The sequence below is a fragment of the Acinetobacter sp. TWP2-2-3 genome (assembly GCF_049896445.1).
Taxonomy (GTDB): domain Bacteria; phylum Pseudomonadota; class Gammaproteobacteria; order Pseudomonadales; family Moraxellaceae; genus Acinetobacter.
The window spans coordinates 87,726-114,446 of the sequence record NZ_JAFCUI010000005.1 but is presented as its reverse complement, the minus strand read 5'-3'; the positions used below and the strand labels follow the sequence as shown (position 1 = coordinate 114,446).

The 26,721-nt window shown below is 42.0% G+C and carries 27 protein-coding genes; 9 read left to right on the top strand and 18 right to left on the bottom strand.

Features of this window, described 5'->3' with window-relative positions; all coding sequences use genetic code 11:
* Window positions 1-38: 38 nt before the first annotated feature.
* Window positions 39-656 (bottom strand): bifunctional phosphoserine phosphatase/homoserine phosphotransferase ThrH, encoded by a 618-nt coding sequence (gene thrH, locus ACP7AK_RS09005; RefSeq protein WP_004646225.1) that lies wholly within the window; start codon window positions 654-656, stop codon window positions 39-41.
* Window positions 657-860: 204 nt separating this feature from the next.
* Between thrH and ACP7AK_RS09000 the strand changes: the two genes are divergently transcribed.
* A complete protein-coding gene (locus ACP7AK_RS09000) occupies window positions 861-1,595 on the top strand; it encodes a phosphoadenylyl-sulfate reductase (protein ID WP_425879652.1) in 735 nt (244 codons plus the stop codon).
* 461 nt (window positions 1,596-2,056) lie between these two features.
* Window positions 2,057-3,439, top strand: a complete 1,383-nt coding sequence (locus ACP7AK_RS08995) for a WS/DGAT/MGAT family O-acyltransferase (RefSeq protein ID WP_005104698.1) — start codon at window positions 2,057-2,059, stop codon at window positions 3,437-3,439.
* A gap of 208 nt (window positions 3,440-3,647) precedes the next feature.
* On the opposite strand, the gene ACP7AK_RS08990 is transcribed toward ACP7AK_RS08995, so the two are convergent.
* From ACP7AK_RS08990 to ACP7AK_RS08965, 6 genes are all read right to left on the bottom strand, one after another.
* On the bottom strand, window positions 3,648-3,821 hold the full coding sequence (locus ACP7AK_RS08990; protein ID WP_004646222.1) for a PA1571 family protein: 174 nt from the start codon (window positions 3,819-3,821) through the stop codon (window positions 3,648-3,650).
* Between the two features lie 132 nt (window positions 3,822-3,953).
* Window positions 3,954-5,408: a ribonuclease G gene (rng, locus tag ACP7AK_RS08985; protein ID WP_004646221.1), complete on the bottom strand. Its 1,455-nt coding sequence runs from the start codon at window positions 5,406-5,408 to the stop codon at window positions 3,954-3,956.
* Between the two features lie 38 nt (window positions 5,409-5,446).
* A complete protein-coding gene (locus ACP7AK_RS08980) occupies window positions 5,447-6,013 on the bottom strand; it encodes a Maf-like protein (RefSeq protein ID WP_425879650.1) in 567 nt (188 codons plus the stop codon).
* Window positions 6,001-6,492, bottom strand: a complete 492-nt coding sequence (mreD, locus tag ACP7AK_RS08975; RefSeq protein ID WP_004279364.1) for a rod shape-determining protein MreD — start codon at window positions 6,490-6,492, stop codon at window positions 6,001-6,003. The genes ACP7AK_RS08980 and mreD overlap by 13 nt, the downstream gene beginning before the upstream one ends.
* Window positions 6,479-7,336, bottom strand: coding sequence for a rod shape-determining protein MreC (mreC, locus tag ACP7AK_RS08970; protein ID WP_004279362.1), 858 nt, complete (start codon window positions 7,334-7,336; stop codon window positions 6,479-6,481). Before mreC ends, mreD begins: the two co-directional genes overlap by 14 nt.
* Window positions 7,337-7,352: 16 nt before the next feature.
* Window positions 7,353-8,399: a rod shape-determining protein gene (locus tag ACP7AK_RS08965; RefSeq protein WP_004279360.1), complete on the bottom strand. Its 1,047-nt coding sequence runs from the start codon at window positions 8,397-8,399 to the stop codon at window positions 7,353-7,355.
* Between the two features lie 132 nt (window positions 8,400-8,531).
* Here ACP7AK_RS08965 and gatC point away from each other — a divergent pair, with 132 nt between their 5' ends.
* From gatC to gatB, 3 genes are read left to right on the top strand one after another with little or no spacing between them, the layout of a single operon-like run.
* Entirely contained in the window at window positions 8,532-8,846 is a 315-nt protein-coding gene (gatC, locus tag ACP7AK_RS08960) for an Asp-tRNA(Asn)/Glu-tRNA(Gln) amidotransferase subunit GatC (protein ID WP_064095715.1), read from the top strand.
* Between the two features lie 52 nt (window positions 8,847-8,898).
* Window positions 8,899-10,377 (top strand): Asp-tRNA(Asn)/Glu-tRNA(Gln) amidotransferase subunit GatA, encoded by a 1,479-nt coding sequence (gene gatA, locus ACP7AK_RS08955; protein ID WP_085064471.1) that lies wholly within the window; start codon window positions 8,899-8,901, stop codon window positions 10,375-10,377.
* Complete coding sequence (gatB, locus tag ACP7AK_RS08950; protein ID WP_253146871.1) at window positions 10,377-11,858, top strand: Asp-tRNA(Asn)/Glu-tRNA(Gln) amidotransferase subunit GatB; 1,482 nt, start codon at window positions 10,377-10,379, stop codon at window positions 11,856-11,858. The genes gatA and gatB overlap by 1 nt, the downstream gene beginning before the upstream one ends.
* 49 nt (window positions 11,859-11,907) lie before the next feature.
* Here gatB and ACP7AK_RS08945 read toward each other — a convergent pair whose 3' ends face one another.
* Window positions 11,908-12,708, bottom strand: a complete 801-nt coding sequence (locus ACP7AK_RS08945) for a hypothetical protein (RefSeq protein WP_219309939.1) — start codon at window positions 12,706-12,708, stop codon at window positions 11,908-11,910.
* Between the two features lie 331 nt (window positions 12,709-13,039).
* Here ACP7AK_RS08945 and ACP7AK_RS08940 point away from each other — a divergent pair, with 331 nt between their 5' ends.
* Entirely contained in the window at window positions 13,040-13,411 is a 372-nt protein-coding gene (locus ACP7AK_RS08940) for a hypothetical protein (protein ID WP_253112694.1), read from the top strand.
* A gap of 310 nt (window positions 13,412-13,721) precedes the next feature.
* Here ACP7AK_RS08940 and ACP7AK_RS08935 read toward each other — a convergent pair whose 3' ends face one another.
* The 4 genes from ACP7AK_RS08935 to sbmA form a co-directional block, all read right to left on the bottom strand.
* Window positions 13,722-14,117 carry a lysozyme inhibitor LprI family protein gene (locus ACP7AK_RS08935; RefSeq protein ID WP_004279354.1) on the bottom strand — a complete coding sequence of 132 codons (396 nt, stop codon included), beginning with the start codon at window positions 14,115-14,117 and terminating at the stop codon, window positions 13,722-13,724.
* Between the two features lie 77 nt (window positions 14,118-14,194).
* A complete protein-coding gene (locus ACP7AK_RS08930; protein WP_425879645.1) occupies window positions 14,195-14,716 on the bottom strand; it encodes a hypothetical protein in 522 nt (173 codons plus the stop codon).
* A gap of 277 nt (window positions 14,717-14,993) precedes the next feature.
* Window positions 14,994-15,974 (bottom strand): hypothetical protein, encoded by a 981-nt coding sequence (locus ACP7AK_RS08925; protein ID WP_425879643.1) that lies wholly within the window; start codon window positions 15,972-15,974, stop codon window positions 14,994-14,996.
* A 688-nt stretch (window positions 15,975-16,662) separates the two neighbouring features.
* Complete coding sequence (sbmA, locus tag ACP7AK_RS08920) at window positions 16,663-17,856, bottom strand: peptide antibiotic transporter SbmA (RefSeq protein WP_004730392.1); 1,194 nt, start codon at window positions 17,854-17,856, stop codon at window positions 16,663-16,665.
* Window positions 17,857-18,359: 503 nt separating this feature from the next.
* On the opposite strand from sbmA, the gene ACP7AK_RS08915 reads away from it, so the two are divergent.
* The 3 genes from ACP7AK_RS08915 to ACP7AK_RS08905 all read left to right on the top strand — a co-directional run bounded on the left by ACP7AK_RS08915 (window position 18,360) and on the right by ACP7AK_RS08905 (window position 21,887).
* Complete coding sequence (locus ACP7AK_RS08915; protein ID WP_004730396.1) at window positions 18,360-18,554, top strand: hypothetical protein; 195 nt, start codon at window positions 18,360-18,362, stop codon at window positions 18,552-18,554.
* A gap of 1,061 nt (window positions 18,555-19,615) precedes the next feature.
* Window positions 19,616-20,497, top strand: coding sequence for a trehalose-phosphatase (gene otsB / locus ACP7AK_RS08910; protein WP_425879640.1), 882 nt, complete (start codon window positions 19,616-19,618; stop codon window positions 20,495-20,497).
* Window positions 20,454-21,887 carry a trehalose-6-phosphate synthase gene (locus tag ACP7AK_RS08905; protein WP_425879638.1) on the top strand — a complete coding sequence of 478 codons (1,434 nt, stop codon included), beginning with the start codon at window positions 20,454-20,456 and terminating at the stop codon, window positions 21,885-21,887. Before otsB ends, ACP7AK_RS08905 begins: the two co-directional genes overlap by 44 nt.
* 27 nt (window positions 21,888-21,914) lie before the next feature.
* On the opposite strand, the gene ACP7AK_RS08900 is transcribed toward ACP7AK_RS08905, so the two are convergent.
* From ACP7AK_RS08900 to ACP7AK_RS08875, 6 genes are all read right to left on the bottom strand, one after another.
* On the bottom strand, window positions 21,915-23,159 hold the full coding sequence (locus tag ACP7AK_RS08900) for an MFS transporter (protein ID WP_155861838.1): 1,245 nt from the start codon (window positions 23,157-23,159) through the stop codon (window positions 21,915-21,917).
* Between the two features lie 205 nt (window positions 23,160-23,364).
* Entirely contained in the window at window positions 23,365-24,078 is a 714-nt protein-coding gene (locus tag ACP7AK_RS08895; RefSeq protein WP_184413582.1) for a glycosyltransferase, read from the bottom strand.
* Complete coding sequence (locus ACP7AK_RS08890) at window positions 24,075-24,689, bottom strand: class I SAM-dependent DNA methyltransferase (protein WP_425879635.1); 615 nt, start codon at window positions 24,687-24,689, stop codon at window positions 24,075-24,077. The genes ACP7AK_RS08895 and ACP7AK_RS08890 overlap by 4 nt, the downstream gene beginning before the upstream one ends.
* On the bottom strand, window positions 24,679-25,464 hold the full coding sequence (locus ACP7AK_RS08885) for a PIG-L deacetylase family protein (RefSeq protein WP_425879633.1): 786 nt from the start codon (window positions 25,462-25,464) through the stop codon (window positions 24,679-24,681). The genes ACP7AK_RS08890 and ACP7AK_RS08885 overlap by 11 nt, the downstream gene beginning before the upstream one ends.
* On the bottom strand, window positions 25,452-26,435 hold the full coding sequence (locus ACP7AK_RS08880) for a hypothetical protein (protein ID WP_005247036.1): 984 nt from the start codon (window positions 26,433-26,435) through the stop codon (window positions 25,452-25,454). The genes ACP7AK_RS08885 and ACP7AK_RS08880 overlap by 13 nt, the downstream gene beginning before the upstream one ends.
* A 52-nt stretch (window positions 26,436-26,487) precedes the next feature.
* Window positions 26,488-26,697 (bottom strand): hypothetical protein, encoded by a 210-nt coding sequence (locus ACP7AK_RS08875; protein WP_004730408.1) that lies wholly within the window; start codon window positions 26,695-26,697, stop codon window positions 26,488-26,490.
* Window positions 26,698-26,721 lie beyond the last annotated feature (24 nt).

Below are 26,721 nucleotides of genomic sequence, written 5' to 3'. Positions count from 1 at the left end.
AAGGCGCTTATAGCGCCTTTTTTATTTACTTAAATTCTTTAAGCTGGGATATCACGCACTGAAGCATTACGAATTGCTTCTTTTAACGCATCATAACCACGAATTGGCGGGAATTGCGGGAATTCAGCAATCACATTTTCAGGCGCATCAAATAGGAAACCATGATCTGCTTCACCTAGCATCGTGGTATCATTATAAGAATCTCCTGCTGCAATCACACGGAAGTTCAAGCCATGTAATGCTTTTACGGCTTGACGTTTTTGATCCGGCTGACGAAGTTTATAAGCAGAGATCATTCCTGCTTCATCTGTTTCCAGTTTATGACAGAAAATCGTCGGCCAATCCAGTTGCTTCATCAATGGATGTGCAAATTCATAGAAAGTATCTGAAAGAATAATTAATTGAAAATGCGTACTCACCCATTTCACAAATTCTTTTGCTCCTGGGAATGGACCCATTTCTGCAATCACTTCCTGAATATCGTTCAAGCCTAAACCGTGCTGTTTTAAAATATTCAGACGTTGGGTCATCAGTACATCATAGTCAGGAATGTCACGAGTCGTCGCTTCAAGCTCTTTAATACCGGTTTTTTTAGCAAAGTTAATCCAGATTTCTGGAACCAACACACCTTCTAAATCTAGACATACGACTTCCATGAACATTCCTCCTGAGTTGTATTGAAAAAATTTTGCACTATCATAGCTGAAGCAACAGATTTTGTACTGTACTTTTTTAAATCTATTTTTTTCATAAGTATTTATTTTTTAGTGATAAGTCAATTAAATCAATTCTATTAAAATAGATGTGAAATTAATTAATATAGGCCATGTCCTTTCCAAGCCTATATCGCCAGGACTCTCATGACCATCATTCCTACTATTGATCGTATTGATGCGCTTGCATCTGAATATGCAGATAAATCGCCCAATGAAATTTTGGCACTTACACTTAGCCAGCAGGGTGAAATTGCGATTTCATTTTCTGGTGCTGAAGATGTTGTATTGATTGATATGGCGTCGCATCTCGGTAAACCTTTCCGGGTATTCAGTCTGGATACTGGCCGTCTACATGCAGAAACCTATCAGTTTATTGAACGGGTGCGTAAGCATTATAATATCGAGATTGAAATCTGCTTCCCTGAAACGGATGCGGTACAAAATTTAGTGACCGCTAAAGGTTTATTCAGTTTCTTTGAAGATGGCCATCAGGAATGTTGCGGTATACGCAAGGTTCAACCGCTACGTAAAAAACTGGCCACGCTGGACGGCTGGATTACCGGTCAGCGCAAAGACCAAAGTCCGGGTACACGCAATGAAATTCCAGTGGTTCAGGCCGATCCAGGTTTTTCCGGTCCGGGAAAACAGTTGATCAAGTACAATCCTCTTGCCAACTGGTCCAGTGCGGATGTCTGGAGTTATATCCGTATGATGGAAGTCCCTTATAATGCCCTACATGAGAAAGGTTTTGTTTCTATCGGCTGTGAGCCCTGCACTCGCCCTGTGCTGCCAAATCAGCATGAACGCGAAGGTCGCTGGTGGTGGGAAGAAGCTACCCATAAAGAATGTGGCTTACATGCTGGCAATCTAAAAAAATAAAGTTAAGTTTTATCGTTCCTATTGATTAAAAGACTATTTTTGATAAAGATAGTCTTTTTAATTGATAATTTTACATTTAGTGACAAGATAGAAATTACCTTTTATCGGGATAATATTATTTTAATTAAAGAATTGATAAAATTTTAGCTCATTGATTTATTTGCATAAAATGTGAAATTGAACACAATGCTATTCTTCTAATAACACATAATTATTAAGTTACACTCCACTTCGCCTAGAAAATACTATTTTTAGAAATCTATTTTAAAACTAAAATTTTCACATTTCATAAACTTAGGAAGATATTTTGTTCTTGTCAATAGCCACTTTTTCACAGTTGAGGCAAGATAAAGCAGTTCATTTATATGCTAAAAAAGATATACTTTAAAAACTAAAGTAATAATTCTAACAAGGCCTTTTAGCAAAAAAGCCATAGAGAATGCAGTGAGGCAATCCACGCTATGCGTCCATTACATCCAATTGATTTTATTTTCTTAACTTTAGAGAAACGGCAGCAGCCTATGCATGTAGGTGGACTATTTTTATTCCAAATTCCCGACAATGCGTCAGCTTCCTTTATTCAGGATCTAGTCACGGATATCCAAAATTCGAAATGCTCTCCAATCCCACCTTTTAACAATTATTTAAACGGCCTGTTTTGGGATGAAGACCAGGAATTTGATTTAGATCATCATTTTCGTCATATTGCCCTGCCAAAACCGGGCCGTATCCGTGAATTGCTGACCTATATTTCACAAGAACATAGTGCCCTGATTGATCGTGCCAAACCTTTATGGACCTGTCATATCATTGAGGGCATTGAAGGTAATCGTTTTGCCATGTATTTCAAAATTCACCATGCTATGGTGGATGGAATCGCTGGCATGCGTCTGGTAGAAAAGTCGCTTTCACATGATCCAAATGCCAAGAGTATTGTACCGCCATGGTGTGTGGAAGGGCCACGTGCCAAACGCCTTAAAGCACCTAAAGTGAACAGGTTTAAAAATGTCCTGCAGACCATTAAGGGGCAACTGGAATGTGCGCCACGAGTTGCTTATGAACTGTCGCAAACCGTCATGAAAGATATGGGACGCAATCCGGATTATGTATCCAGCTTTCAGGCGCCAAGCAGTATTCTGAATCAACGCGTCAGTGCTTCACGTCGCTTTGCAGCCCAGTCTTTCGAATTTTCACGTTTACGTCATATTTCTAAGGCATTGGGCGTGACCATTAATGATATTGTCTTGGCCATTTGTTCAGGTGCATTACGTGAATATTTATTATCGCAAAATGCCTTACCGAAAAAACCGTTAATTGCTATGGTTCCAGCTTCTGTTCGCAGTGACGATTCAGATATATCCAACCGTATTACCATGATTCTGGCCAATCTGGGCACGCATAAAGAAGATCCGCTAGAACGTCTCAAGATCGTACGCCGCAGTGTGCTGAGTGCCAAAGAGCGCTTCAAACGCATGAATGCCAACCAGATTTTGAACTATAGTGCCTTTGTCTATGGTGCAGCAGGTCTGAATATTGCCTCCGGTTTAATGCCGACACGTCAGGCGTTTAACGTGATTATTTCCAATGTACCTGGACCACAAGAGCCCCTTTACTGGAATGGTGCCCGTCTTGAAGCACTTTATCCGGCTTCTATCGTACTGGATGGTCAGGCCTTGAATATCACCATGACCAGCTATCTAGACAAACTGGAAGTCGGCTTGACCGCATGTCGTAATGCCCTGCCGAAAATGCAGAACTTGCTGACACATCTGGAAGAAGAAATTCAACGTTTTGAACTTATTGTAGATGGCGAACCTGTCCCAAAGTTACGAGCGGTAAGCTAGCCGCGGATGAATAAATAAGATAGATGGACTGCCAAAGATGCTGATCATTTTTGCCAGTCTTTGAGCACAGAATAAAGGGACCGATCTGGTCCCTTTTCTTTATTTTTTGGAATCTTTTTAAATTATTTTAGAAATTTTGGATGACTTCTCTATTTAAACGTCTATCCAAATCATTTTTTGACAAGTTAAAAACAATGCACAAATATAATCAGCTTTTAATAGTACGGCACTGTTGTAATAATTGATGGCAGACGTTACGGATCATGCTCGCGGTAATCTGAACTTCATTACCGCGCTCATCAACGATATATCCCGCATGTACAGTCTTTGGTTCTAATACGTGTTTTAGGCCTTTATGGATTACTGCTTTACTCATACTCATCACACACTCCTTTTGCTAAGCCTGAAACTGGGAGAAACGGCTTTGGCTAATTCATGCATCTAGTATTGTAAATAAAGGCCCGGTTGTAAAATTTCAGATGTAACAAGTGTTTAACGATATTCTGTTACAATTTCAGCTGAGAATGATATCGTATTGCTCTTGCGTATACAGATTTTCCACTTGGAACTTAATCACACGATTAATGAAATGTTCTAGATCAGCGACTGCAGGCGCTTCTGCCGTCAATAATCGATCAATGACAGCAGGATGCGCGACGACAGTAAAGCCACTCTGTGACTCATAAGCACGGGCATAACGCAGAATTTCCCTAAATATTTCGTAACATACTGACTCGGCTGTTTTGACATAACCACGTCCCTGACAGGTCGGACAAGATTCACAGAGCAAATGTTCCAGCGACTCACGGGTGCGTTTCCGGGTCATTTCTACCAGGCCCAGTTCCGATACCTGAGTAATCTTGGTCTTGGCATGGTCACGTTCCAGCATGCGCTCAAACTGTTTCATTACTTCTTCACGATGCTGCGCTTCCTGCATATCAATGAAATCAATGATAATAATTCCGCCAAGATTACGCAGCCGTAACTGACGTGCGATGACATCGGTCGCTTCCATATTGGTTTTAAAAACCGTATCTTCCAGCGAACGACCACCAACATAAGAACCGGTATTGACATCAATTGTGGCCATGGCTTCAGTCTGGTCAATCATCAGATAACCGCCAGACTTCAATGCGACACGAGTTTGCAATGCCTTTTGCAGATCTTCTTCGACATTATACAAGTCGAAAATTGGCCGCTCGCCCGGATAATGCAGCAAACGGTCTTTCATGTTCGGGACAAATTCTTCGACAAATTCCTGCAACTTGGCATGAATTTCACGTGAATCCACGTAAATTTTAGCAGTTTCTTCATTGGCCAGATCACGAATCACCCGTTGCGGCAAAGGCAATTCTTCAAAGATCAAAGACGGTACTGCAATAATCTTCTGCTTGCGCTGGATATATTCCCAAAGCTTGGCCAGATAAGCCATATCCTGTGCGATGGCTTCTTCTTCAATCCCTTCTGCCGCAGTACGCACAATCACTGAACCCGGCAGCTTATGTTCTGCCTGAATCCGCTCAATGATGGAACGCAAGCGATTGCGCTCTTCCTCAGATTCAATCCGTTGTGATACACCTATATGATTGCCATATGGCATCAGCACCAAATAACGCGAAGGAATCGACAGATCGGTAGACAGGCGTGCGCCTTTGGTACCGAGCATATCTTTCATCACCTGAACCGTGAGGACTTGTCCCGGTTGAAGCAGCTCAAAAACATTCGGCGTCGGTTGATTGCGGGGCCAGACCATATCATTGATATGTAAAAACGCAGTACGAGAAAGTCCGATATCCACGAAAGCAGCCTGCATGCCGGGTAAGACCCGCACCACTTTTCCTTTATAGACATTCCCTACCAGGCCACGCTTGGCCGTACGCTCGACAAACAGTTCATTGACCGTGCCGTTTTCAATTAACGCGACCCGACATTCCATCGGCGTGACGTTAATCAACAACTCGTCAGACATAACTACACTCAAAACATTATAAGAATTCTTTTCAGCAGTTAATTTAGTGCCTTAACCGTCTGTAATAACTGTACTGTCTCATATAAAGGCAAGCCAACCACATTGGAATAACTGCCCTGTATTTTTGGAATATAACGTGCTGCAATTCCTTGAATTGCATAAGCCCCTGCTTTACCCAGTGGCTCACCTGTCGCCCAGTAACTTTCCATATCTGCAGCGCTCAGGATTTGAAATTCGACCTGTGTGCGTACCACTATACTGTATTTTTCATGCTTTGTACGAACACAGACACCGCTATATACATCATGCCACCGACCGGAGATTTTTGTCCACATTTCAATCGCATGTTGTTTGGATTCAGGCTTGCCCAAAATCTCCTGATCCACCCCTAGACTGGTATCCGCAGCGATGATGATGGCATCCGGATAACGCTCGGCCACGGCATCCGCTTTGGCTCTTGCCAGACGTTCAACATAGGCTGCGACCGACTCGCCTGCTTGTACTGATTCGTCAATTTCTGGGCTGTAAATATCGAAGCTCAGCCCGAGTTGCTGTAACAACTCGCGGCGCTGGGGTGAGCTCGAAGCGAGAATTATACGCGCCATTTTTTGAGCACATAATAAATAGCAGGCCAAACCAGAATACTGGTCAGCATCGGAATCCAGTGCCTTGCATAAGAAAATTGCACGCCAGCCACAATCTGGGAAAAAAAGATCATTAGCAGATGCGCGACAATCGCCAGCCCCATAATCACCCAGAGATTATTAAAGGTCAGAATACGGCGCTCACGGGTTAGAAAGCGGGCTAAAAAGGCAATAATGATAAAGCTCAGCGCATTCAGACCCAAAGGTGCATCCAGCAGCAGATCAATAAAAATACCGGTACCAAAGGCAAACCAGATCCCACACCAGGTCGGCTGGCACAGCACCCAGAAAAGCATGATCATCAGCATAAACAGCGGACGCCAGCCCGAGAGATTATAGGAAAGTGGATAGACCATTAAAATAGAAGCCACAATCACCGAAATGACAATAGCCATTAAAGGATCACGATGCTTTCTGGATTTCATCTTAGCGATTGACATGCGGTTGCTCCATCGCTAATGAATCGGAAAATAACACCACCACATGATGTCCACCAGCCAGTTGGGCTGCAGGCGTGACATCAATCTGGGCAAATTCACCGGAATTATGCCGTTGTACTTTAGACACCTGCCCCACCAGATAACCTGCCGGGAAATGTTGTCCCAAGCCCGAACTATAGACTTTTTCACCAACCTTGATATTGGCACTGGTCGGTACATATTCCATTTTTAAACGTCCCAGATCACCTGTGCCCGAAACAATGGCACGCATACCGGTATGTTCCAGGCGCACTGACAGTGAATGTTCTTTATCGGACAACAGCATGACCCGGCTACTATGCGGATAGACATTGATAATCTGTCCCATGATACCCTTGTCATCCAGTACCGTTTGCCCGACTTTCAGCTCGTTATTTGAACCCCGGTTGATCACGATAATATGCCGTAATGGATCGGCATCGGTACCAATCACTTCGGCAATTTCAATACGCCCATCAATGATCAGCGGCGTGTCCAATAGACCGCGCAAACGGGTATTTTCAGCAGAAAGTTCAGAGATTTTTTGTAAGCGTACCTGTGCCTGTAACAGCTCGGCCTGCATCGCGGTATTTTCCCGACGCAATTGAGCTTCAGACTTGGTTTGTTGATTCAACCACTCTCGCGACAATACCGGATAGCTGGCCACCGCATAAATAGGATTATAAGCAGCGTACAGGACATCCCTTGCAGGTTGAACAACATGCGGCATGCGCCAATCAAAGAAAAGCACCACCAAGCATGTTACCAATGCAATGATAAAAGAGCGAAAAGATGGCGGTTGTCGAGAAAACAGATGTGCTTGCACCCGCCGGATCCTTTTCTTAGCCTACGAATAACATGTCATGATTTGGGTTGTCGAAAAATTCGAGTACCTTGCCGCCACCACGTGTCACGCATGATAGTGGATCTTCTGCCACCACCACCGGCAGGCCAGTTTCTTTGGCAAGCAGCTTGTCCAGGTTACGCAGTAATGCACCACCACCAGTTAACACGATACCACGTTCAGCGATGTCCGAAGAAAGCTCAGGAGGGGTATGTTCTAAAGCAGATTTCACAGCAGACACGATGTTTTGCAATGGATCAGAAATCGCTTGGGTCACTTCGTCTGAATTGACCACAATCGCGCGAGGCACACCTTCTGCGAGGTTACGACCACGAACTTCAATTTCCAGCGGTTTAGCACCTTCATCAGGCAAAGCCATACCGACTTCTTTTTTGATCACTTCAGCCGTAGTTTCACCGATCACACAGCCATGCGCTTTACGCACGTAGTTAATGATCTGTTCATCAAAGACATCACCGCCGATACGTAAAGAATCGGCATAAACACAACCTTGTAGGGAAATGATTGCAATTTCAGTCGTACCACCACCAACATCGACGACCATCGAACCACAGGCCTGCTCAACTGGCATCCCTGCACCAATCGCTGCTGCCATTGGCTCTTCGATTAAACGCACATCACGTGCGCCCGCATTAAACACGGCTTCACGAATGGCGCGGCGCTCAACCAGAGTCGACTTACATGGCACACAAACCACGACACGCGGTGCTGGAGTAAATAAACGGTTTTCATGTACTTTGCGAATAAACTGATTCAGCATGGTCTCAGTGACTTCAAAATCCGCAATCACCCCGTCTTTCATGGGACGGATCGCTGAGATATTGGCTGGGGTACGACCTAGCATTTGCTTCGCTTCAAGACCGACTGCCGCAACAATTTTATGTGAACCACTATGACGGATGGCTACAACCGTTGGTTCATTTAATATAATGCCTCGTCCTGGCGCATAAATAAGTGTATTTGCTGTACCTAAATCAATGGCAAGATCGGGCGAAAACAAGCCTATTAGTCGTTTTAGAATCACGGGGACGTTCTCAGTTAAACTTTATATGGACGCAAGGTGGCCACTTTAACTAAATGTGATGATTTGGACAAGTCAATCGCTTATCATAACGCATGATAATTTGAATTTTTTTAATACTGATTAGGTAATATTATGTCTACATCGGATGCACAGCATTCTGCAGATTTAAGTGCAGAAACAGTTTCAGCTATTGCCAACCTTGCACGGTTATCTCTCAATGATACGCAATCTGCTGAATATGCTCAAAGTTTAAATAAAATTTTAGGCATGATGGAAACCCTGAAAGGCATCAATACCGATGGTGTTGAACCCCTGAAAAGCCCTTTCGACCACCCTCAGCCGCTACGTGATGATGTGGTTACCGAAACCAATCATCGTGAGCAATACCAGGCAGTTGCACCAGCTGTTCAGGATGGCTTGTACCTCGTACCGCGCGTGATTGAGTAATTACTACCCAGTTCATTCTTTTTATTAAATTAAACGTAAAGAATTATTTCTCATGACAGATTTACATCGCTTATCCATTCGTGAACTTAGTGAAGGTCTGGCAAATGCCCAGTTTTCATCTCGCGAATTGACTGAACATTACTTAAAACGCATTGCAAAAATTGATGCACAGGTTAAGGCTTATGTGACGGTGACTGCTGAACAGGCGTTGGCTGAAGCTGATGCTGCCGATGCTGCAATCAAAGCTGGCAATGCCTCTGCCCTGACTGGTGTGCCAGTTGCCCACAAAGACATTTTCTGTACCCAAGGCATTAAAACCACTGCCGGTTCAAAAATGCTGGACAATTTTATCTCTCCTTACGACGCAACCGTTGTAGCGAAAGGTAAAGCTGCGGGCCTGGTCACTTTGGGTAAAGTGAACATGGACGAATTCGCGATGGGTTCGACCTCTGAGAACTCATATTACGGCGCAACTGCCAACCCTTGGAACCTGGGCCATGTCCCTGGTGGTTCTTCAGGCGGTTCTGCAGCAGCTGTGGCAGCGGATTTGGCACCATTTGCAACTGGTACTGACACCGGTGGTTCAATCCGTCAACCTGCATCATTCTGTGGTCTGACCGGTCTTAAACCGACTTACGGTCGTGTATCGCGCTTCGGTATGATTGCCTATGCATCATCACTAGACCAAGGTGGTCCAATGGCACGTTCTGCAGAAGACTGTGCTTACCTGATGAATGTCATGGCCGGTCATGATGCCAAAGATTCAACTTCAATGGATCAAGTGGTAGATAACTATGTCGCGAACCTGAACGCTACCTCAGTAAAAGGTTTACGCATTGGTATTCCAAAACAGTATTTTAATGTTGCTGGCCTAGCTGAAGATGTTAAAGCACGTGTCGAAGAATCACTTAAAAAGTTAGAAGAAATGGGCGCTACGCTTGTTGAGATCGACCTCAACATGACTGAAAGCTATGTTCCGACTTATTACCTGATCGCACCTGCCGAAGCTTCTTCGAACCTATCACGTTTTGATGGCGTACGTTATGGCTATCGCGCAGAAAATCCTGTGGACCTGATGGACCTGTACAAGCGTTCACGTTCAGAAGGTTTTGGTGCAGAAGTGCAACGCCGTATCCTGATTGGTACGTATGCCCTATCTGCAGGTTATTACGATGCTTACTATGTAAAAGCACAGAAAGTACGTCGCCTGATCCAGCAAGATTTCCTTAAAGCATTTGAATCGGTCGATGTCATTGCAGCACCTTCTGCGCCAACGACTGCCTATAAAATTGGTGCAGATTTAACGCCAGTTGAAATGTACCTGGGCGATATTTACACGCTTGCGGTAAATCTGGCAGGTCTTCCTGCGATTAACGCGCCTGTCGGTTTTGACCAAAATAACTTGCCAGTTGGCTTACAGCTGATTGGTAATTACTGGTCAGAATCTCAATTGTTGTCTGTGGTACACCAGTATCAACAGGCCACCGATTGGCATACAAAACGCGCTGCAATTGCTGAGGAGAACGCATAATGGCTCAAGCTCAAAAATCGGCTAAACCAAAATCCAACCTGATTGATGGTTGGGAAGTCGTTATTGGTATCGAGATTCACACTCAGCTTGCCACCAATACCAAAATTTTTTCAGGTTCATCGACTGTTTTCGGTAATGATCCAAACACGCAAGCCAGCCTGGTTGATTTGGCTATGCCGGGCGTATTACCGGTATTAAACAAAGAAGTGGTTGATCTTGCGATTCGCTTTGGTCTGGGTATCGATGCTTACATCGATCAGGCGTCTGTATTTGCGCGTAAAAACTACTTCTATCCGGACTCTCCAAAAGGCTATCAGATCAGCCAGATGGACAACCCGATTGTGGGCTTGGGTCATATCGACATCCAGCTTGAAGATGGCACGGTTAAACGCATTGGCGTAACCCGTGCGCACCTTGAGGAAGATGCAGGTAAATCGATTCATGACCAGTTCGAAGGTATGTCAGGCATTGACTTGAACCGTGCCGGTACGCCGCTGCTTGAAATCGTTTCTGAACCGGATATGCGTTCGGTTGAAGAAGCGGTTGCTTATATCAAGGCAATTCACACTTTAGTGCGCTGGTTAGGTATTTCTGACGGTAACATGGCGGAGGGTTCGTTCCGTTGTGACTGTAACGTGTCGTTACGTCGTCCGGGTCAACCGTTTGGTACACGTTGTGAATTGAAAAACCTGAACTCATTCCGTTTCATTGAACAAGCGATCAATGTTGAAATTGAACGTCAAATGGAAATTCTGGACTGGGATGGCACCATTGATCAGGAAACGCGTCTGTTCGACCCTGTGAAAATGGAAACGCGTTCAATGCGTTCTAAAGAAGAAGCGAACGATTACCGCTACTTCCCGGATCCTGACTTGTTGCCTGTGGTGATTCCAGATGCGCAAATCGAAGCGATTAAAGCGCAAATGCCTGAGCTGCCTGCTGCTCGTCGTGCGCGTTTCGTGGCTGACTTCGGTGTGACTGAGTATGATGCTCACGTACTGACCCTGACTCGTGAAATGTCAGAGTTTTACGAAGATGTGGTAAAAGCTGCTGGCGGCGCTGCACAAGGTAAAATTGCTGCAAACTGGGTAATGGGTGAATTCTCCGGTGCTTTAAACAAAGCTGGCCTAGACCTTGCCGACTCTCCTGTGTCGAGTGAGAAATTGGGCGGTATGATTGCGCGTATTGTCGACAACACTATTAGCGGTAAGATCGCGAAACAAGTGTTCGGCTTTATGTGGGAAGAAGGCAAAACTGCGGACGAAATCATTGCGGAAAAAGGCTTGAAACAGGAAACTGATACAGGCGCGATTGAAGCAATCATTAAAGAAGTGCTTGCTGCTAACGAGAAGATGGTTGAAGAGTATAAATCTGGTAAAGAGAAAGCTTTCAACGGTCTAGTTGGTCAAGTGATGAAAGCATCACGTGGTAAGGCTAACCCTGCTCAAGTGAATGAATTGATGAAGAAATTGATTGGTTAAGGCTGATTGATTTTGGAATAAAAAAACCCGCTTTAGAGCGGGTTTTTTCTTAAAGATATGCTTCTTTTAATAGAATATTTAAATAATCATAAAAATCATTTAGTCTTTTATAAATGACTTCTTTTTCATAGTCTGAAAAAACTTCTTTTAAATTGGGATTTCGATCTAAATTTATTTTTACACAGATGTTAGTAGGACTTATTAAGAAGATTCTTTTCAAAATTACTGTATTATCATCCTGATCCTTTTCATCTTCTTGCTTATCAATAGTAGCATTACCAATCCAACAAAACCTGAGTTGCATTGCTGCTGATTCAAGTTTTGTGATTATGTCCAATGTTGAGTTATTCAACTCATATAATTTTTTAATTTCATTACTGTCAACCCCTATATAAAAACCATCAGTTTCTAAAATTTTCATAATTTCCCAACGATAGTTTTCAAATTCATCAGACCATTTTTTCTCATTCGCTTTAAAAACAGCATCTTCTCGATTTCGAAGATTTTCAGCATTATCACTTAACCTATATTTCGCTGTAATTTCTCTTTGTTTGGATACGATGTTCTTTAATTCACCTAACATTTTTATTTTAGAGGTTTCAAATAACTGTCTTTTCCATAAATCAAATCCCAGTAAAACCGCAATAGGTGCCATAAATGCCCCAACACCTAAAAATATAGAAATAAGATCATATCTCGACCATTTAGCTACATCCTTACTATTTAACCCAAGATCTTCAGGATACAAACTACCTAAATAAAAATAGAGAATAGTTAATGCTAAAGTTAAAAAAATGTAGACTACAATAAAAATAGCAATTTTTTGCAAGAGCTTTTTAGGAAAAAACATACACCATACGAACCAGATTAAGTAAATTAGATCAGCAACTAAACATGTAAAATAATAAAGATATTTATTTGAAAAAAGTTCCAATTACAAATTTCCCCTCATTTAAATCTAAGAGCATAAACATCTAATTATTAGAGTAATTTTATATTATACGATTTAAAAATCCGCTTGTAATGTAAAAAATCTAGTTTAATCAAAGATCTTTTTTTCAAAAATAACTTTAACTTAAGAATGAAATACACCTAACCAAAACAACATATCCATCAAAAAAGTATCCTCAATTGCCAAACTTGAAGACTTAGGACGTATTCAGCTTTCAAAGTCTTTATTTATGCGTGACTTCCTCTATAGCGAAATCGCCAACTGGTACGGTGTACCCAACTTCCCCGATCATCCTGACATTGCTATTCGTACAGGTACGGAACTCTGTCAACAACTACTCGAACCACTCCAAGACAAGTTTGGACGTATCGCGATTCGTTCAGCCTATTGCTCGCCAAGCGTCAACCAACTCGGCAACGAAAAAGGACATAACTGCGCAAGTAACGAGAAAAACTTTGCCAGCCACATTTGGGACTATCCCGATGCAAAAGGTTATGGGGCAACGGCGTGTATTGTCATTCCATCATTTTTAGCACTGTATGAAAAAGATCAAGCCAATTGGCAAAAACTCGTCTTTTGGATTCATAATAATTTGAATTAAAACCACCTACAATTTTTCCCAAAACTTTGTGCATTTAATATTGGTTGGCATGAACAACCTGCACGCGAAATTTATAGTTATATTCAACCCAAAGGCTATTTGCTGCGTGGTGAAGCTGTGAATAAAGAATTTGAGAAATTTTATCCTGATTTATTGTAATCATTAATCCCCCCAAATCCCCCTTTTTCAAAGGAGGACTTGCCACGTCATCAATTGATACGCGTGGTTCCCTCTCCTGAGCAAGTTTTAAAGCACTGCTTTAAAATGAAGCGCAAGAAAGGATGAAGGCTAGGGAGAGGATTTTTTTAAATTAATACTCTTCTCTTAAATTTTCTAATTCAGTCGCACGTGCGGCAGTCGCTTCCATGTAACAACTATTGCTATTTACAGTTGCAATCGTCCCTCCATTCGGGTCGGCATAAAAATCGCAATTGGCATCACGATAGCGAATCCAGAGACGCTGAACCTCTTGAAGCTGTTTTTTACGGTTTGCATTCAGCGATGCCATCGTCTGTTTATAGGCATTATTTAACCGTGTATCTTGGCGATCTGTTTCGGCCGCAATACAATCCAGCATATTTACAGTAACGCCACCTGAGCGATCCATACAATTTGAGTATTGCCGACTCAAATCATTGTCCCCTGCGTACAGCGCAGGAGGAAGTATAAACATACTTAAACCCAATAAAGCAGTGCGTTTGAACATAACAACCCCTATCTTTTCATTTATGTTATTCATAATAAATACCATAATTGAACCCTGGCACGCATGCATTCAATCAGTTATTTCCCTCTTAACTCACCCAACTTATTCCACACATCCGGTGTCAAGAAAGTGACCACCAGTTTATTTAAATCCACATAACGCAGCACACCTTTAAGCTGACTTTTCACTTCAGGATTTTCTAAAATTTCCTCACCGGTAATCCGTCCAAGTTCCTGAAAACTGTCACCCACCGCTTGTACGCCTTCCGCAGCAATTACCGCTTTGGTCTGTGCAGAACATTGCTCTACCAATATACGCTGCAATACTTGGGCTAAATTTTTATCCAGCTGGATTCTTTGTGCTTCATTCACATTACTGAATTTCTTCAATTCCGGATGTGCAGATAAGGCAACAAAGGTCCATTGCAGCACCGTTGTTTTATCTGCTGCCGTGGTGGATTTCACCAGACAGTTACTCAGCTGCTCGACGGTTGGCCCCGCAATAGCCATTTGGGTGGTAGCCATCAAGGCCATTGCCATTAATCCCCACCGAATTTTAGCTGTAAATCTGCGACGGATAACCTCAGTTTGGCGTGACATAAGCGAATCTCTTTTTTAACAATCAGCTACTTTGTATCATAGACTCGCACCTTGCCCGTGTTATTACTCTGTAATTTATGGCAATACACAAGCCACGGGCAAAAGACCGATATCTGATTAGGTGTATTGAGTGTAAATGTGAGTTTGAGATTAGAAATCCCCGTCTCTGTTCAGCATTTTTTAAGACGCCACTTTAAAAAAAAGGCGAGTGAAAGCATCCTCAGAATGTATTTTAAGGATTCTCGAAAGAGGATGGATTAAGAAGGAAAAAATAGTCCTACTTCACCTGCCTGAGCATATTCTTTGCTCCGGCATGATTATAATTATTGGCCAGGTTTTGCAAAATTTTTACCGCCTGACCTTTGGCATTGGAAAAACGGCTGCTATAACTCGGCACACTGGTTAAACAGCGTGCAACCAGCATCCCTGATTCAGTATAGACACGTGTTCCCTCTGTGCCCTGCAATTTGCCATAGTTATAGGCACGCTGGGCGTTGTTACATGCATTATTCAGATTCTTGCCACTGTTAATATCACGTCGCGCTGCCACATAAATCTTCATCTGATTTTGTTGCGGTGTTTCTGCTACCGCAGCTCGAGCTGATGCCGCTGCTAGCTGCTTTTTCTCTGCTTCTTTTTTCTCTAACTCTTTTCTTTCTAATTCCTTTCGCTCTAATTCTTTCTTCTCCAGTTCTTTACGTGCTGATTCCTTCAGCTCATTTGTCGTCTTTGCGGCAGGAGTCTTAGGAGGAGTCGTAGTTTTTATCGATGCAGGTTTGGTTTGCTCCAAAGCAACCCTGGCTTTAGTTGGACGATAAAAGTTTTTTGCTTGAGAAGGACTCATGACCTGGGTGAATAGTCGAACACTACGTGTCTGGCTAGATTTATCAACTTGTCGTTCAGAAGTTGGCTCAATCGAGACAATCCAGCTTTCAGTCAGGTCATCCATACGACACTGATAGGCACCACTACCTTGTACAACACCCCGATTGGCACTCAGGCGTTTACGCTGGGCAACATCTGCCACTGCACTAAAATTACTTTTATACAGCAGTGAAAATTTACCACCCTGTTCATGACAATATTGCGTCAGTATCGAACGCGGATACATGGCCTGAGTCGTGTTATTTTTCTGAGCTTGTCCCCAAAGATAAACATAATCTTTTGCACTACCATCACGTTGATTCAAAGCCCGTTTGGCAATTAGTTCTTCCGGACTGGCAAAAGGATGTAACACCTCTGATTTCAACCGATTCACGCTATTACATCCAGCTAAAGCTGCTGCCCCTATTATTAGAATTATTACTTTTAGCTTCACAGCAAATATCTCAACCCCAAAATCCCGTATAACATAGCTTAAATAGCACAAAACAACAAACACAAGATATTGATAACTATAATATTTAAATGGTAAAAAGGCACATATCAGCCTCAACTTTGCTGATTATGCCAAGCTTCATGTGATAAAAATTGACACAAGTATCATTTTTAAGCCAGATCAAATAACAAACAATTTCATTCAGGACTCAAGAAAAAGATAGAAAAAACACATAAAAAACCGAAGAAGGCGGTGAGTCCTTCTCCGGCGGCTTATTCAGGGAACGCTACAGACCTTTATTATAATGGGTAATAAATTTACCTTTTATCCGCTATAACATTGCCTGAACAAGATCAGCATAAGAATAATTTCCTCAACGTACATTTGTTATTTTTATACGTCAAACCACCGGAAATTAAACGCCATCTTGGCTGGCCCTTAGGATTTTAGACAAGAAAAAAATATCTGAATACCCCAATATTGGGAGGTTCTGACACGATTTACCCAAGTCATCTGACCAACGGTCAGATCGATATTTTCCATTGGATTTTGTAAATTAACTCGCCCTAAAAAAAGCCAAACCTAAAACTGTTTGGCTAATAAAGCAGGATAATAATATGAGAAAAAATTAATCAATATGTGATTCAAATGCTTTCAACCGTTTATAGATCGACATCAGTTCAATAATCGTCGGCCAAGACAGAATCAGATACTGGAAAGATTCCCGTACTTTGCCAAATACATTCAGGATTTGCATCATCAAACCAAGAGTAATTGCCCCTGCTGCAATACTTGGAAACAGAATAAATAATCCGTAAATATTGTCTAACTGCAAGTACCAGATCCGAACCATGTTGAAATAAGCATAGTGAAAATACAACCGGAAATAATTCCAGCGTACCCGGCTAAACAGTTCTTGTAATGTCAGCGGATGTGCGCGATCAGCATAGTCTTCGCCATAGACCAGCTCTTTACGATAGGCTGCCTCAACTTTCTGGTTATTGAACTCCAGTCCGGGCAATTTCATTCCCACGACCATTAAAATGACCGTACCCAATACCGCCCAGCCGATCGAGGCCCACATTAAAGCATGCGGTATTTCCCCTACAATCGGTAAAACTTTCACATGACTAGAGAGCTGATATAAGATCGGCAGGAATGCCATCAGCAACATCAGCGCTTCGATCAAGGAAACACTTAACTGCTCCGTGGTTTTGGCAAAGCGCATGGTATCTTCCTGGATACGTTGTGATGCACCTTCAATATGACGTAACTGCTCCCAATGTGCGGTGTAATAATCATTCATCGCGGTACGCCAGCGGAAGACATAATGGCTGACAAAAAACAGGTTAAATACCGCTAAAGTGACATAAACCATCGCAATATAAATAAAGGTTAATGCGCCTTGATACAGCAATGAAACATCCCCACCACCCTTAGTGAGCATTTGTTGAATCTGATCATAAAACGGGCTATACCATTCGTTTAATACGACATTGACCTGTACCCCGAACCAGATATTAAACAGAATAAATGCCGAGCCCCAGACCGACCAGCGCTGCCATCGGTGTCTGGCTTTCCATTGCCAGAACAGCGCAAATATCGTAGTTGCAATGAAATACCAGAGATAGAACCAGATAAATTGAGCTGACCAGAAACGCCCGATACCGATTGTAAGCTTTTCATCAAAATAACCTTCAGGAAAACCCAGATAGGTTCCCCATCCTGATCCGCCACTATGCCAAAGCACAAGATTAATGATAAACCACAAAATCAGGCTGCTAAAAAACCAGACGGGTTGCGGGAAAAATGACTTAAACATGCCGACCCAATTCTCCTTATATCTCTTGGTCATTCAAATGACGCATAGTTTATTCTTATTTTAGATTTTTACTGTTATAAAGCATTAATTTTCAATTTAGTGTAAAAAAGGATAGAAAGATATCGAGTCTATAGAAACTTATTTTTATCATTCAGCTCTGCGTTATGATTTTCCTTATATTCTCGATTTTTATCATTCAGCCGAGCGATATCAAAAAACAGAAAAATCATCATGTTTTTGACCTTTCGTTATTTTGATAGACTTTTTTATGCTTGTTATCTGTCGGGTTTATGTAAAAGAACTTCATGCTTCTGAGCACTGCGAGTATAGGATGAAAATCAGGCATACTGCATGTCTTCTAGGTATCTTTTATCTAAATAGAGCACCTCTCCCTATTTGAATAAGTCATTGATCAAGTTCTCAGTTTTTGAAGAAACAGTTAAATTTTCAAAAATCATGCTATGATTTAATTATCGAAAAGTAATCTTATTTTGGAAAAAACTATGGAAAGTTCAGTAATTGAATTACTTAAACCGGTGACTCTACAAAAAGAAAACTGCGACCCTATTATTTTTGAAGCAGGTACTGTTTTGAAAGTGGTGATGCAGACTCCAACCAGTCTTCTGGTCAGTAATGATGATGATTTTAACTTTACCATTCCTCTAAAAGACGAAAATGAAGTGTGGCGAGAAATCTGAGTATTTTTCTCTTATGCAAATAGATGGGTTGTATCTGAGTTGGGTTTCTTAACTTATAGGATACGACCCTTAGCTTTTCTCCACTTTGATTGCTCTTTTATTATTTTTTCAAAAAATTATTTCTTTCCTCTTCTGTCATCATTTACTGATTTTAAATTGGCTCATATCCATTTGAGCAAAAAATTCTGTTTAATTGAAACATCATTTAGTTTTGTAACCTATGTAAGATCACTAATGATCTGTTTTCGGTCTTTTGTATCTACTCTGTCCTTGCGATGACACCTTTACATCTCTTCTCTCTGTTTAGCTCAACTTCATCTAATACCTACGCTTCGATTCAAAAAAAGAATATTCAAGTTATTTTCAGAGTTTAGTCATAGAACTGGCGTTCATCTTTCTTCGATTTTTTATCCTCTGATAAAATTTATCAATAAGAATTAAAAAATAATCTGAGATGCTAAATTAAGAGGCTGTTTAAATTGTATAGCTCTGCAATTGGTCCCAAGAAAATTTGATAATACGAAATTTCCCTCTAGCCAATATTAGTATTTTTTCTTTTAAGACAGCTTAGCTAATTTTAAAAATTATTAATTTTCATAAACTTAAGTTAAATATTTTAATTATATATACCTGATTTATAAATTTATTTAGATTATTCTATTTAAAAAGATCTCAAAATTACATCTCCCCATATATTTAAAAAATAAAATACAAATTAATAATAAATACTATATTCTGAAAAATTAATTACAAAATACACATTCAAAAATAAAGATTAAATAATAAATCTTATTATGTAAAATCCTGAAAAACAATCAATCCAAGAAAATCTTAAAATATAAAATCCTCATAATTTATTTTTAAAATTTATTAACAATACTGGATTTCTACCAAAATATTTCTAAATCTTACAAAGTAACTGTACTTGTTAAAAGTGTTTCGTTTCTGCACTTAAAGCCAGTCTGTTAAATGAAATATGTTATAAATTTAATCAAAGCAATGACCATTCAGGTAATTCTAACTTTTAAATCAATTTAACTTCAGAGGCTTAGGTAGTATTTATGTCGACTCTAAAAGAAGATCAAGACCTAGAAGATTCACTTGCTACATCTTCTTATATATTACCTCAAGTGATTTTAAATCAGCTCAAACCTATCATTTATTCTCACAAACTTGTTTTATTTCTTGATATTGATGGAACCATTTCTGAATTCCACCCAGATCCAGCAAAAAGTATAATTAAGAGCGGAACCTTAAATACCTTAAAAGAGTTACAACAATATATTCAGCTAATATTAGTGACCGGTCGCTCAATTGCACAAGCCCAAAAAATTATTTATCCATTTGACTGGAATATTGCCGGTTCTCACGGTCTGGAATTAAGCTATCAATCGCGTTTAAGCAAGTTAATTGATTTAAATCCTGAACAGTTTGAATTATTAAAAAATTATATTACAGAACATAGTAATAATATTCCTCAGACTCGAATAGAAATTAAAGACTATTCAGTCGCCCTGCATTTTCGTGAACATCCCTATTTAGAGCATCAAGTGCATGCATTTGCCTTGAATTGTCTTACTCATTTTCAGGATTTTGAACTTAAGGCTGGAAAGTTTGTATTTGAACTGGTGCCCAAAGGTGCAAATAAAGGTTCAGCCATCCAACAAATCATTCAGCAATATCACTTAAGTGATCATTACCCCATTTTTATCGGAGATGACCTGACCGACGAAGCCGGTTTTCAAGTCATCAACACATTCAAAGGCTGCTCTATCAAAGTCGGTACAGGCAACACCGTGGCACAACATCGCCTCGAAAACGTGACTCAAGTACAGGCTTTTCTAGCGGAATTCTTAGAAATATTGAAAGCACAACAACAATTATTATTGGAGAAATTACATGTCGAAACTCATAGTGTTATCAAATCGTGTAAATCTACCTAAGTCAGACAATACACAGGCAGGTGGATTAGCGGTGGCATTGCAGGATGCTTTGCAGGATATAGGCGGTATCTGGGTTGGCTGGAATGGATCCCGAGTTGACCAGATGAAAGAGCAGAAGTTTCAAATCCTGAAGCATCAAAATGTTGAATATCACACGAGTCCATTGACTGAATCCCAATATCAAGGTTTTTATTGTGGTTTTGCCAACAATGCATTATGGCCACTGATGCACGATCAGCATCAACTTGTAGATTATCAGCCGCAGGATTTTAAGATCTATCAGGATGTCAATTTACGCTTTGCCAAGCACCTGAAACAGGTAGCATCTCCACATGATATTATCTGGATCCATGATTATCATTTTTTAAGCGTGGCGCATTATTGCCGTAAACTGGGCATGCGTAACCGTATTGGCTTTTTCCTGCATATTCCCTTTCCTGAACTAAGGCTCTGGCAGACTTTAGCCGCCCATCGCGATCTGGCACATCATTTGGCCAACTACGATGTACTGGGTTTACAGACCTCTCGCGATCAGGAAAACTGTTTAAATTTCCTTGAACAAACCTTAAAAGTGCAGCATCGTCACAATGAAATCCTGAATTATCAATCTCGAAAGATTCATGTGAAATGCTATCCGATTGGTGTGCATCCTGTGCAACTACAGAATCAGGCCTCAGATAGTCATCTGGAAAAGCTTCCCTTTGATCTGGAGACAGTGCAGCCTTATAAAACCATCATTTCAGTTGACCGGATTGATTATAGTAAAGGCTTATTGGAGAAAATCGGATCGTTGCAGAGCTTGCTGGAAGATCAACCGGAGTTTAAAAATCAATTCCAGCAATTACAAATTGCCTGCCCATGCCGACTGGATGTAAAAACCTATAAGAACCTGTATACGCAATTTAAATCTGCCGTGCATGAACTCAATAGCCAGCATGGCACAGCGGACTGGTTACCTTTCGATTGCAGCTATGATACTTTGGGCCATGAGGCATTGATGCAACTATATCGTAAGGCAGATATTTGCTGGGTAAATTCGATCCGGGATGGTATGAATCTGGTCGCCAAGGAATATATTGCTGCACAGGATCCTTTAGATCCGGGTGTCTTGATTCTATCTAAATATGCCGGTGCTGCTGAACAAATGAAAGAAGCCTTACTGGTCGATCCTTATGAGCATGACAGTATGGCTAAAGCTTTGAAGAAGGCGCTGCGCATGTCTAAATCAGAACGTTTAGAGCGCTATCGTTATTTAAGCCAAGGCTTGAAAAATTTCGATATTATTCGCTGGCGTGATCAGTTTATTACTGACCTGAAAAACTCACAAAGCTTGCGGATCTATCGTCCGGTGGCTGCAGGAGTTTCAAACCAGTTCAGTATGCATGCCTAAATTTTTAAGTAAAAAAAAACACCAGCATTAAGCTGGTGTTTCGTTTTGAAGAGGAGCCACAATCTCTTCGCTTTGTTGTACTTCGCTTGGGTCTGCAGTGAGATGATTCAAAATCACAATACTCAATAGACCAATCGCAATGACGCTAAATACTAAGCTCAATCCGATGATTTCACTGCCGAAGCCGACCAATGCTGGCCCAATCAACGAACCTGTATAAGCAAATACCGATACATAAGACAATGCCACATGTGAAGCCAAAGTTTTCTGACGTCCTGCACGGGAAAACATCAGCGGTACAATGTTGGCACTACCTAAACCTAAAATCGCATAGCCGACCAACACCACTTGCCAGACTGGCGCAAAGACTACGGTTAATAAACCGGTTGCAGCCAAGAGTGCGCTTAACAGAATCGTATTTTTTTCACCAAACTGCTGAATAATCAGGTGTCCACTAAAACGCCCCAGTACCATCAAACCAGCAAAGAAACTATAAGCCAGACCGGTTTGCGCCGCAGGCAGGCTGAACTCAGTAGCAAGATAAATACCACTCCAGTCCATAGCTGCACCTTCCGAAAGGAAAGCCACAAAACAGATCAGACCAATACCTAAAATTGCCCAGGTCGGTGCTGCTTTTTTCGCAGGTTGTTCTGATGATGTTTCTTCTACCGCCGTTTTTGGCTCAGCGCCCAAGCTCAAAGGAACAGCAAATAAGGCAATAAGCAGCAAAATCACACTGACAATCACCGCACCAGTTAAAGGCGCCAAGCCAAAACCCATTAACATGGTCATGCCCAGTACGCCTGCCAGACCACCTAAACTACACACCCCATGAAAACCCGACATTAAACTTTTACCGAGTTTTTTCTCAATCTGTGCAGCCTGAATATTGACAGTCACGCCCAAAGCCCCGGCACTGGCACCAAAGAAAAACAGGCTGATGGCCATCATTAAATGATTCGGACTATAAGCCAGAGCAGGCAGAATGAACAAAAATGCACTGAGAATTACGGCTAAAACAGTACGGCAACCTAAGGCATTGGCCAGTCGGCCGGCCAGTGGCATCGCCAACATTGAACCAATCCCGGCACACAGCAATAACAGGCCAAAATCAGCATGATTTAATAACAGGCGCTGCTGTGCATATGGAATTAAGGGTGCCCAAGCCGCAGTACTAAAGCCCAAGCTAAAGAAGCATAACGCAGTCGCTATTTTCTGCCATAGATATGGTGATGGAGACTGAATTCGAGAAAGCAGTGTTTGATTGAACATTGTATTACCAAAAAAGAAGGCTCAGGCATCCATTACCGATCATCCATAGTAAAACCCCACAGACTTATAGCTAGAATGTATAAGTTTGCGGGGCTGAATTTGCGTGAATTATAAACAGAATAAATTTAAATGGAATAGTTTTTAGACACTAATTTTAAGATTTTTTACAAGTATCTGATTGTATAAAATTTATAGTTTTATGCTTTTATTTGCATAGGCTGATCGGTTTTTTCGCGGCCTGCTTAAGCTCAAGTTTTTGTAGAAAATGTGCAAAACCTGCAGCAATTTTTGAGCTAAGACGACTGCTAGTGGTGACTCTCAGCTGATTCGACCAGACAATCTGCGCGTCAGCTTTTTCTAAACGACGGATGAAATCGACATCTTCATGACAGTCCAGTTGCTGAAACCCATTGACCTGTATATAAGCCGAAGCTTTAAAACACAGGTTTGCGCCATGAACATGCCGATGTCCCATGCTGTCCTGATAATGTCGGAGATAAGCCTGACGGGTTTTCCGGCTTAAATGATCCCATTGATCCAGCTCGACCACACCACAAATCGCATCGGTGGGTTGATGCTGTAACATCATCTGAAACCAGTCACACTGTACGAATGAATCGGCATCGGTACAGCAAATCCAGTCACAGCCCTGCTCGATCATCTGCTGAATCCCCAAATGGCGTGCCTTGCCCACATTCCGGAAGTCGCAACTGATGGCTGGAATACCCATTTGCTGAACTTTAAGTGCGGTGCTATCGGTACAATGGTCCAGAACCACAAGAATCTGGATTTCAGGAAGATTTTCTATTGTTTTAAAATATTGAAAAAAATAAGTTTGTGCTGATTTTAAGGCTAACAGACAGCGTTCAATATAGGCTTCTTCATTACAGGCCGGAATCACCACACCGATTTTTTTCATCTTAAGCCCTCCTGCTCTGCTACGGATTGCGCTGAATTCAGCCAGAGATCTATCAAAAAATCGGAATCCTGCAAACTTAAACGATGGGAATAGTTTAAATGCGCTTTGAGATACTGATGGACATCTTCACCATTTAGGCTAAATCCCGAGATTGGCGCGCGCCAATGACAACTCAAGATACATCCGCCCGGTTCCAGTGCAGTATGCAACCATGTCAGCACCTGTTGCAGAGCAATCGGGTTCAGATAATATAAAATCTCACTGACGACAATGAGCTGAAATTTCTGTTTGGGCAAGTCATCTGGCACGACACGCTGTAACACCTGCACATGTGAATAATCTTGTAAACGCTGCTGCGCTAACTGGATCGCAGTATCATTGGCATCCAGACACATTAAGCTATTTGTCCGCTGTGCCAGTTCCTGACTGAAGATGCCGTTACTGCAACCAATTTCAATCGCAGAGTCAAATTGCAAGCTCGGCAAGACCGCCAGACAAATCTGCCGTTTGCGCTGTTCATACCAACGCTGTTCATATTGCCAGGGATCTCCCTGATTCAGTGCATATAACGCATCGAAATATTCCTGATCATAGGCTGCTTTACTGTTCATACAGATACACCTCCCAGGGCTGTAAAATACGTTGCAATGCCTGCTCTGGCAGAATCGGTGATTGTTCAATAGTAGGGTCAAGCTCGATCTGGCTCTTAAAACACCGCGCAGCTCGAGACTTATATTGTAATTCTTCCTCAGTTAATTTGAGTTGATGAGCGACGGTCCAGGGAATTCTGGTATCTCCAGGTGTTGCCCAATGCCATGCCCAAATCAAGACCTGAATACAGGGCAAATGAAGTTCAGTGGCCAGCTGCTGTGTGACCTGCCCCGTAATTTCATGATCTGGATGTCCATCATGAACAAATGTGCTAATTAACACATCATTCGGTTGCAGATAAGATTGCAGATGCTGTTGCAACACATCCCGCTGTTCGGCCACCTTGCCATCTTGAATATCTAAAGCGATCCGCAAGATATTCTGTTTTAAAGGTAACTCTTCTAAAGCTGCTCGCGTTTCAGCAGGACGAATCTGGTTCAACTCTTCGGGAGTATACAGACTAGAGCCGGGATGACTGGCTGTCCCATTGGTAACGGCAAAAAGTATGATCTGATAGCCAAGTTTGTCCAGACGCTGAATCAGGCCTCCACAGCCCAAAATTTCATCATCAGGATGAGGGGCAATGATGCAGACTCTGGCATCTAGAGGAATAACCTTAGGAATATCAAATTCCGGCATCTGTTGCAGGATCTGACAGGAACGCCATTCTTCAAGTCTTGTGCCTTCACCATGGATGACACGATCCCCTACAATCTCATGTCTTATAACGTCCATAATTGTTCCTCCTGTGCAGTCAGCTCGCCAATCCGCTCCAAGTCAAATGCAGCATGACTTTGACGAATAAATACCGGAAGATCTGCTGCAAGCCGAGCGAAATGCGGATGCTCACAATACGGCCCAGCACCAAGTGCCTTACCTACATGAGTTAGTACATTTAAGGCAGTCGCTTCCACCTGAGCACGTAGGCTACGAATCTTTAACTCATGTGCGTGTTGCGGTTGCTGATCAATCAATGCAGCAACTTGATAAAATAAGGACTGTGTCGCTAAAAGCTCCCGACTAATTTCACCGAGATACATGGCCTTATAGGCATGCGGTTTTAACAATACTGCCTGTCTTAAATATTCAGCCAAACGCACGGTTGCGCCATACCAGCACGCGGCCACACCTGCGGCGCCATGCCAGAATCCGGGCCGATCCAGATAGGCATTTGGAGCTGCGACTTTTTCCACCTCAACATGATCCAGTTCCAGCCGGGCAGTCAAGGTATGCTGCATGCCCACTGCCTGCCAGGCATCCTGATGATGCTGAATGCCTTCTTGCGACAAATCTAGAATCAGTAATTGTGAATATTGCTGCTCATCACGGTGAGTCAGCAGACCGTGTTGCACCCAGACCGATGCAGAACACCAAGGCTTAATTCCGCTTAGCTTTCCTGCTTGCAATGTTAAAGGTTTGGGGCCACCTTCTGCTGCCCATACTGCCCATAAGCCTTTTTGTTCTACCGGAATATTCAGTTCATGCAGAATAGCTAAAGCATCTAAATGCGATTCATAGAGTTTACCCAGACTCAGATTGCTGGCTGAAACCTGGCTGAGTATCTGCCAGCGTTTTAAGGTCGCTCCGGAAGCGGGATAAGGCACCTGTTCGGAAATCGCCACCAGTTCCATTAAAGTGTGCTGAATTTTTTCTTGTAGCTCCAGAGGAGAATTTTCAAATCTTTGTAATATTGAACCGAGGTTCATGCATGCGGTTCCTCATAAAATACGGATAATGTTGTTGTGTTTTTAAAGTCAGTTAATGAGAAAGCTTGCGCATTTGTTTTAAACGTGTGGTCAGCCCTAGTACCTTACGCCGTGCATTAATCTCTTCTTCATTGAAACAGAGTTGCTGCATTAGTTCAGCTAAAGGCAAATGATTATGTTCAATGAGATAAATGTCCTGTTCTCTGCTCCATTTGGCTTGCTGTGCTTGTGCTAACAACTTTTTGACGTCCGGTCTCACCATCTCTTCATCCATTTTGAAACCATG

Excerpts from the sequence above, each read along its gene's own strand:
- ACP7AK_RS08980 (WP_425879650.1), bottom strand. The coding sequence starts at position 6,013 with ATGGCGCGTATAATTCTCGCTTCGAGCTCACCCCAGCGCCGCGAGTTG.
- gatC (WP_064095715.1), top strand. The coding sequence starts at position 8,532 with ATGTCTACATCGGATGCACAGCATTCTGCAGATTTAAGTGCAGAAACA.
- ACP7AK_RS08940 (WP_253112694.1), top strand. The coding sequence starts at position 13,040 with ATGCGTGACTTCCTCTATAGCGAAATCGCCAACTGGTACGGTGTACCC.
- ACP7AK_RS08945 (WP_219309939.1), bottom strand. The coding sequence starts at position 12,708 with ATGTTTTTTCCTAAAAAGCTCTTGCAAAAAATTGCTATTTTTATTGTA.
- gatA (WP_085064471.1), top strand. The coding sequence starts at position 8,899 with ATGACAGATTTACATCGCTTATCCATTCGTGAACTTAGTGAAGGTCTG.
- ACP7AK_RS08995 (WP_005104698.1), top strand. The coding sequence starts at position 2,057 with ATGCGTCCATTACATCCAATTGATTTTATTTTCTTAACTTTAGAGAAA.
- ACP7AK_RS09000 (WP_425879652.1), top strand. The coding sequence starts at position 861 with ATGACCATCATTCCTACTATTGATCGTATTGATGCGCTTGCATCTGAA.
- ACP7AK_RS08935 (WP_004279354.1), bottom strand. The coding sequence starts at position 14,117 with ATGTTCAAACGCACTGCTTTATTGGGTTTAAGTATGTTTATACTTCCT.
- ACP7AK_RS08930 (WP_425879645.1), bottom strand. The coding sequence starts at position 14,716 with ATGTCACGCCAAACTGAGGTTATCCGTCGCAGATTTACAGCTAAAATT.
- ACP7AK_RS08915 (WP_004730396.1), top strand. The coding sequence starts at position 18,360 with ATGGAAAGTTCAGTAATTGAATTACTTAAACCGGTGACTCTACAAAAA.
- sbmA (WP_004730392.1), bottom strand. The coding sequence starts at position 17,856 with ATGTTTAAGTCATTTTTCCCGCAACCCGTCTGGTTTTTTAGCAGCCTG.
- ACP7AK_RS08900 (WP_155861838.1), bottom strand. The coding sequence starts at position 23,159 with ATGTTCAATCAAACACTGCTTTCTCGAATTCAGTCTCCATCACCATAT.
- ACP7AK_RS08885 (WP_425879633.1), bottom strand. The coding sequence starts at position 25,464 with ATGGACGTTATAAGACATGAGATTGTAGGGGATCGTGTCATCCATGGT.
- gatB (WP_253146871.1), top strand. The coding sequence starts at position 10,377 with ATGGCTCAAGCTCAAAAATCGGCTAAACCAAAATCCAACCTGATTGAT.
- ACP7AK_RS08890 (WP_425879635.1), bottom strand. The coding sequence starts at position 24,689 with ATGAACAGTAAAGCAGCCTATGATCAGGAATATTTCGATGCGTTATAT.
- ACP7AK_RS08880 (WP_005247036.1), bottom strand. The coding sequence starts at position 26,435 with ATGAACCTCGGTTCAATATTACAAAGATTTGAAAATTCTCCTCTGGAG.
- mreD (WP_004279364.1), bottom strand. The coding sequence starts at position 6,492 with ATGTCAATCGCTAAGATGAAATCCAGAAAGCATCGTGATCCTTTAATG.
- thrH (WP_004646225.1), bottom strand. The coding sequence starts at position 656 with ATGGAAGTCGTATGTCTAGATTTAGAAGGTGTGTTGGTTCCAGAAATC.
- ACP7AK_RS08905 (WP_425879638.1), top strand. The coding sequence starts at position 20,454 with ATGTCGAAACTCATAGTGTTATCAAATCGTGTAAATCTACCTAAGTCA.
- ACP7AK_RS08895 (WP_184413582.1), bottom strand. The coding sequence starts at position 24,078 with ATGAAAAAAATCGGTGTGGTGATTCCGGCCTGTAATGAAGAAGCCTAT.
- ACP7AK_RS08875 (WP_004730408.1), bottom strand. The coding sequence starts at position 26,697 with ATGGTGAGACCGGACGTCAAAAAGTTGTTAGCACAAGCACAGCAAGCC.
- otsB (WP_425879640.1), top strand. The coding sequence starts at position 19,616 with ATGTCGACTCTAAAAGAAGATCAAGACCTAGAAGATTCACTTGCTACA.
- rng (WP_004646221.1), bottom strand. The coding sequence starts at position 5,408 with ATGTCTGACGAGTTGTTGATTAACGTCACGCCGATGGAATGTCGGGTC.
- ACP7AK_RS08990 (WP_004646222.1), bottom strand. The coding sequence starts at position 3,821 with ATGAGTATGAGTAAAGCAGTAATCCATAAAGGCCTAAAACACGTATTA.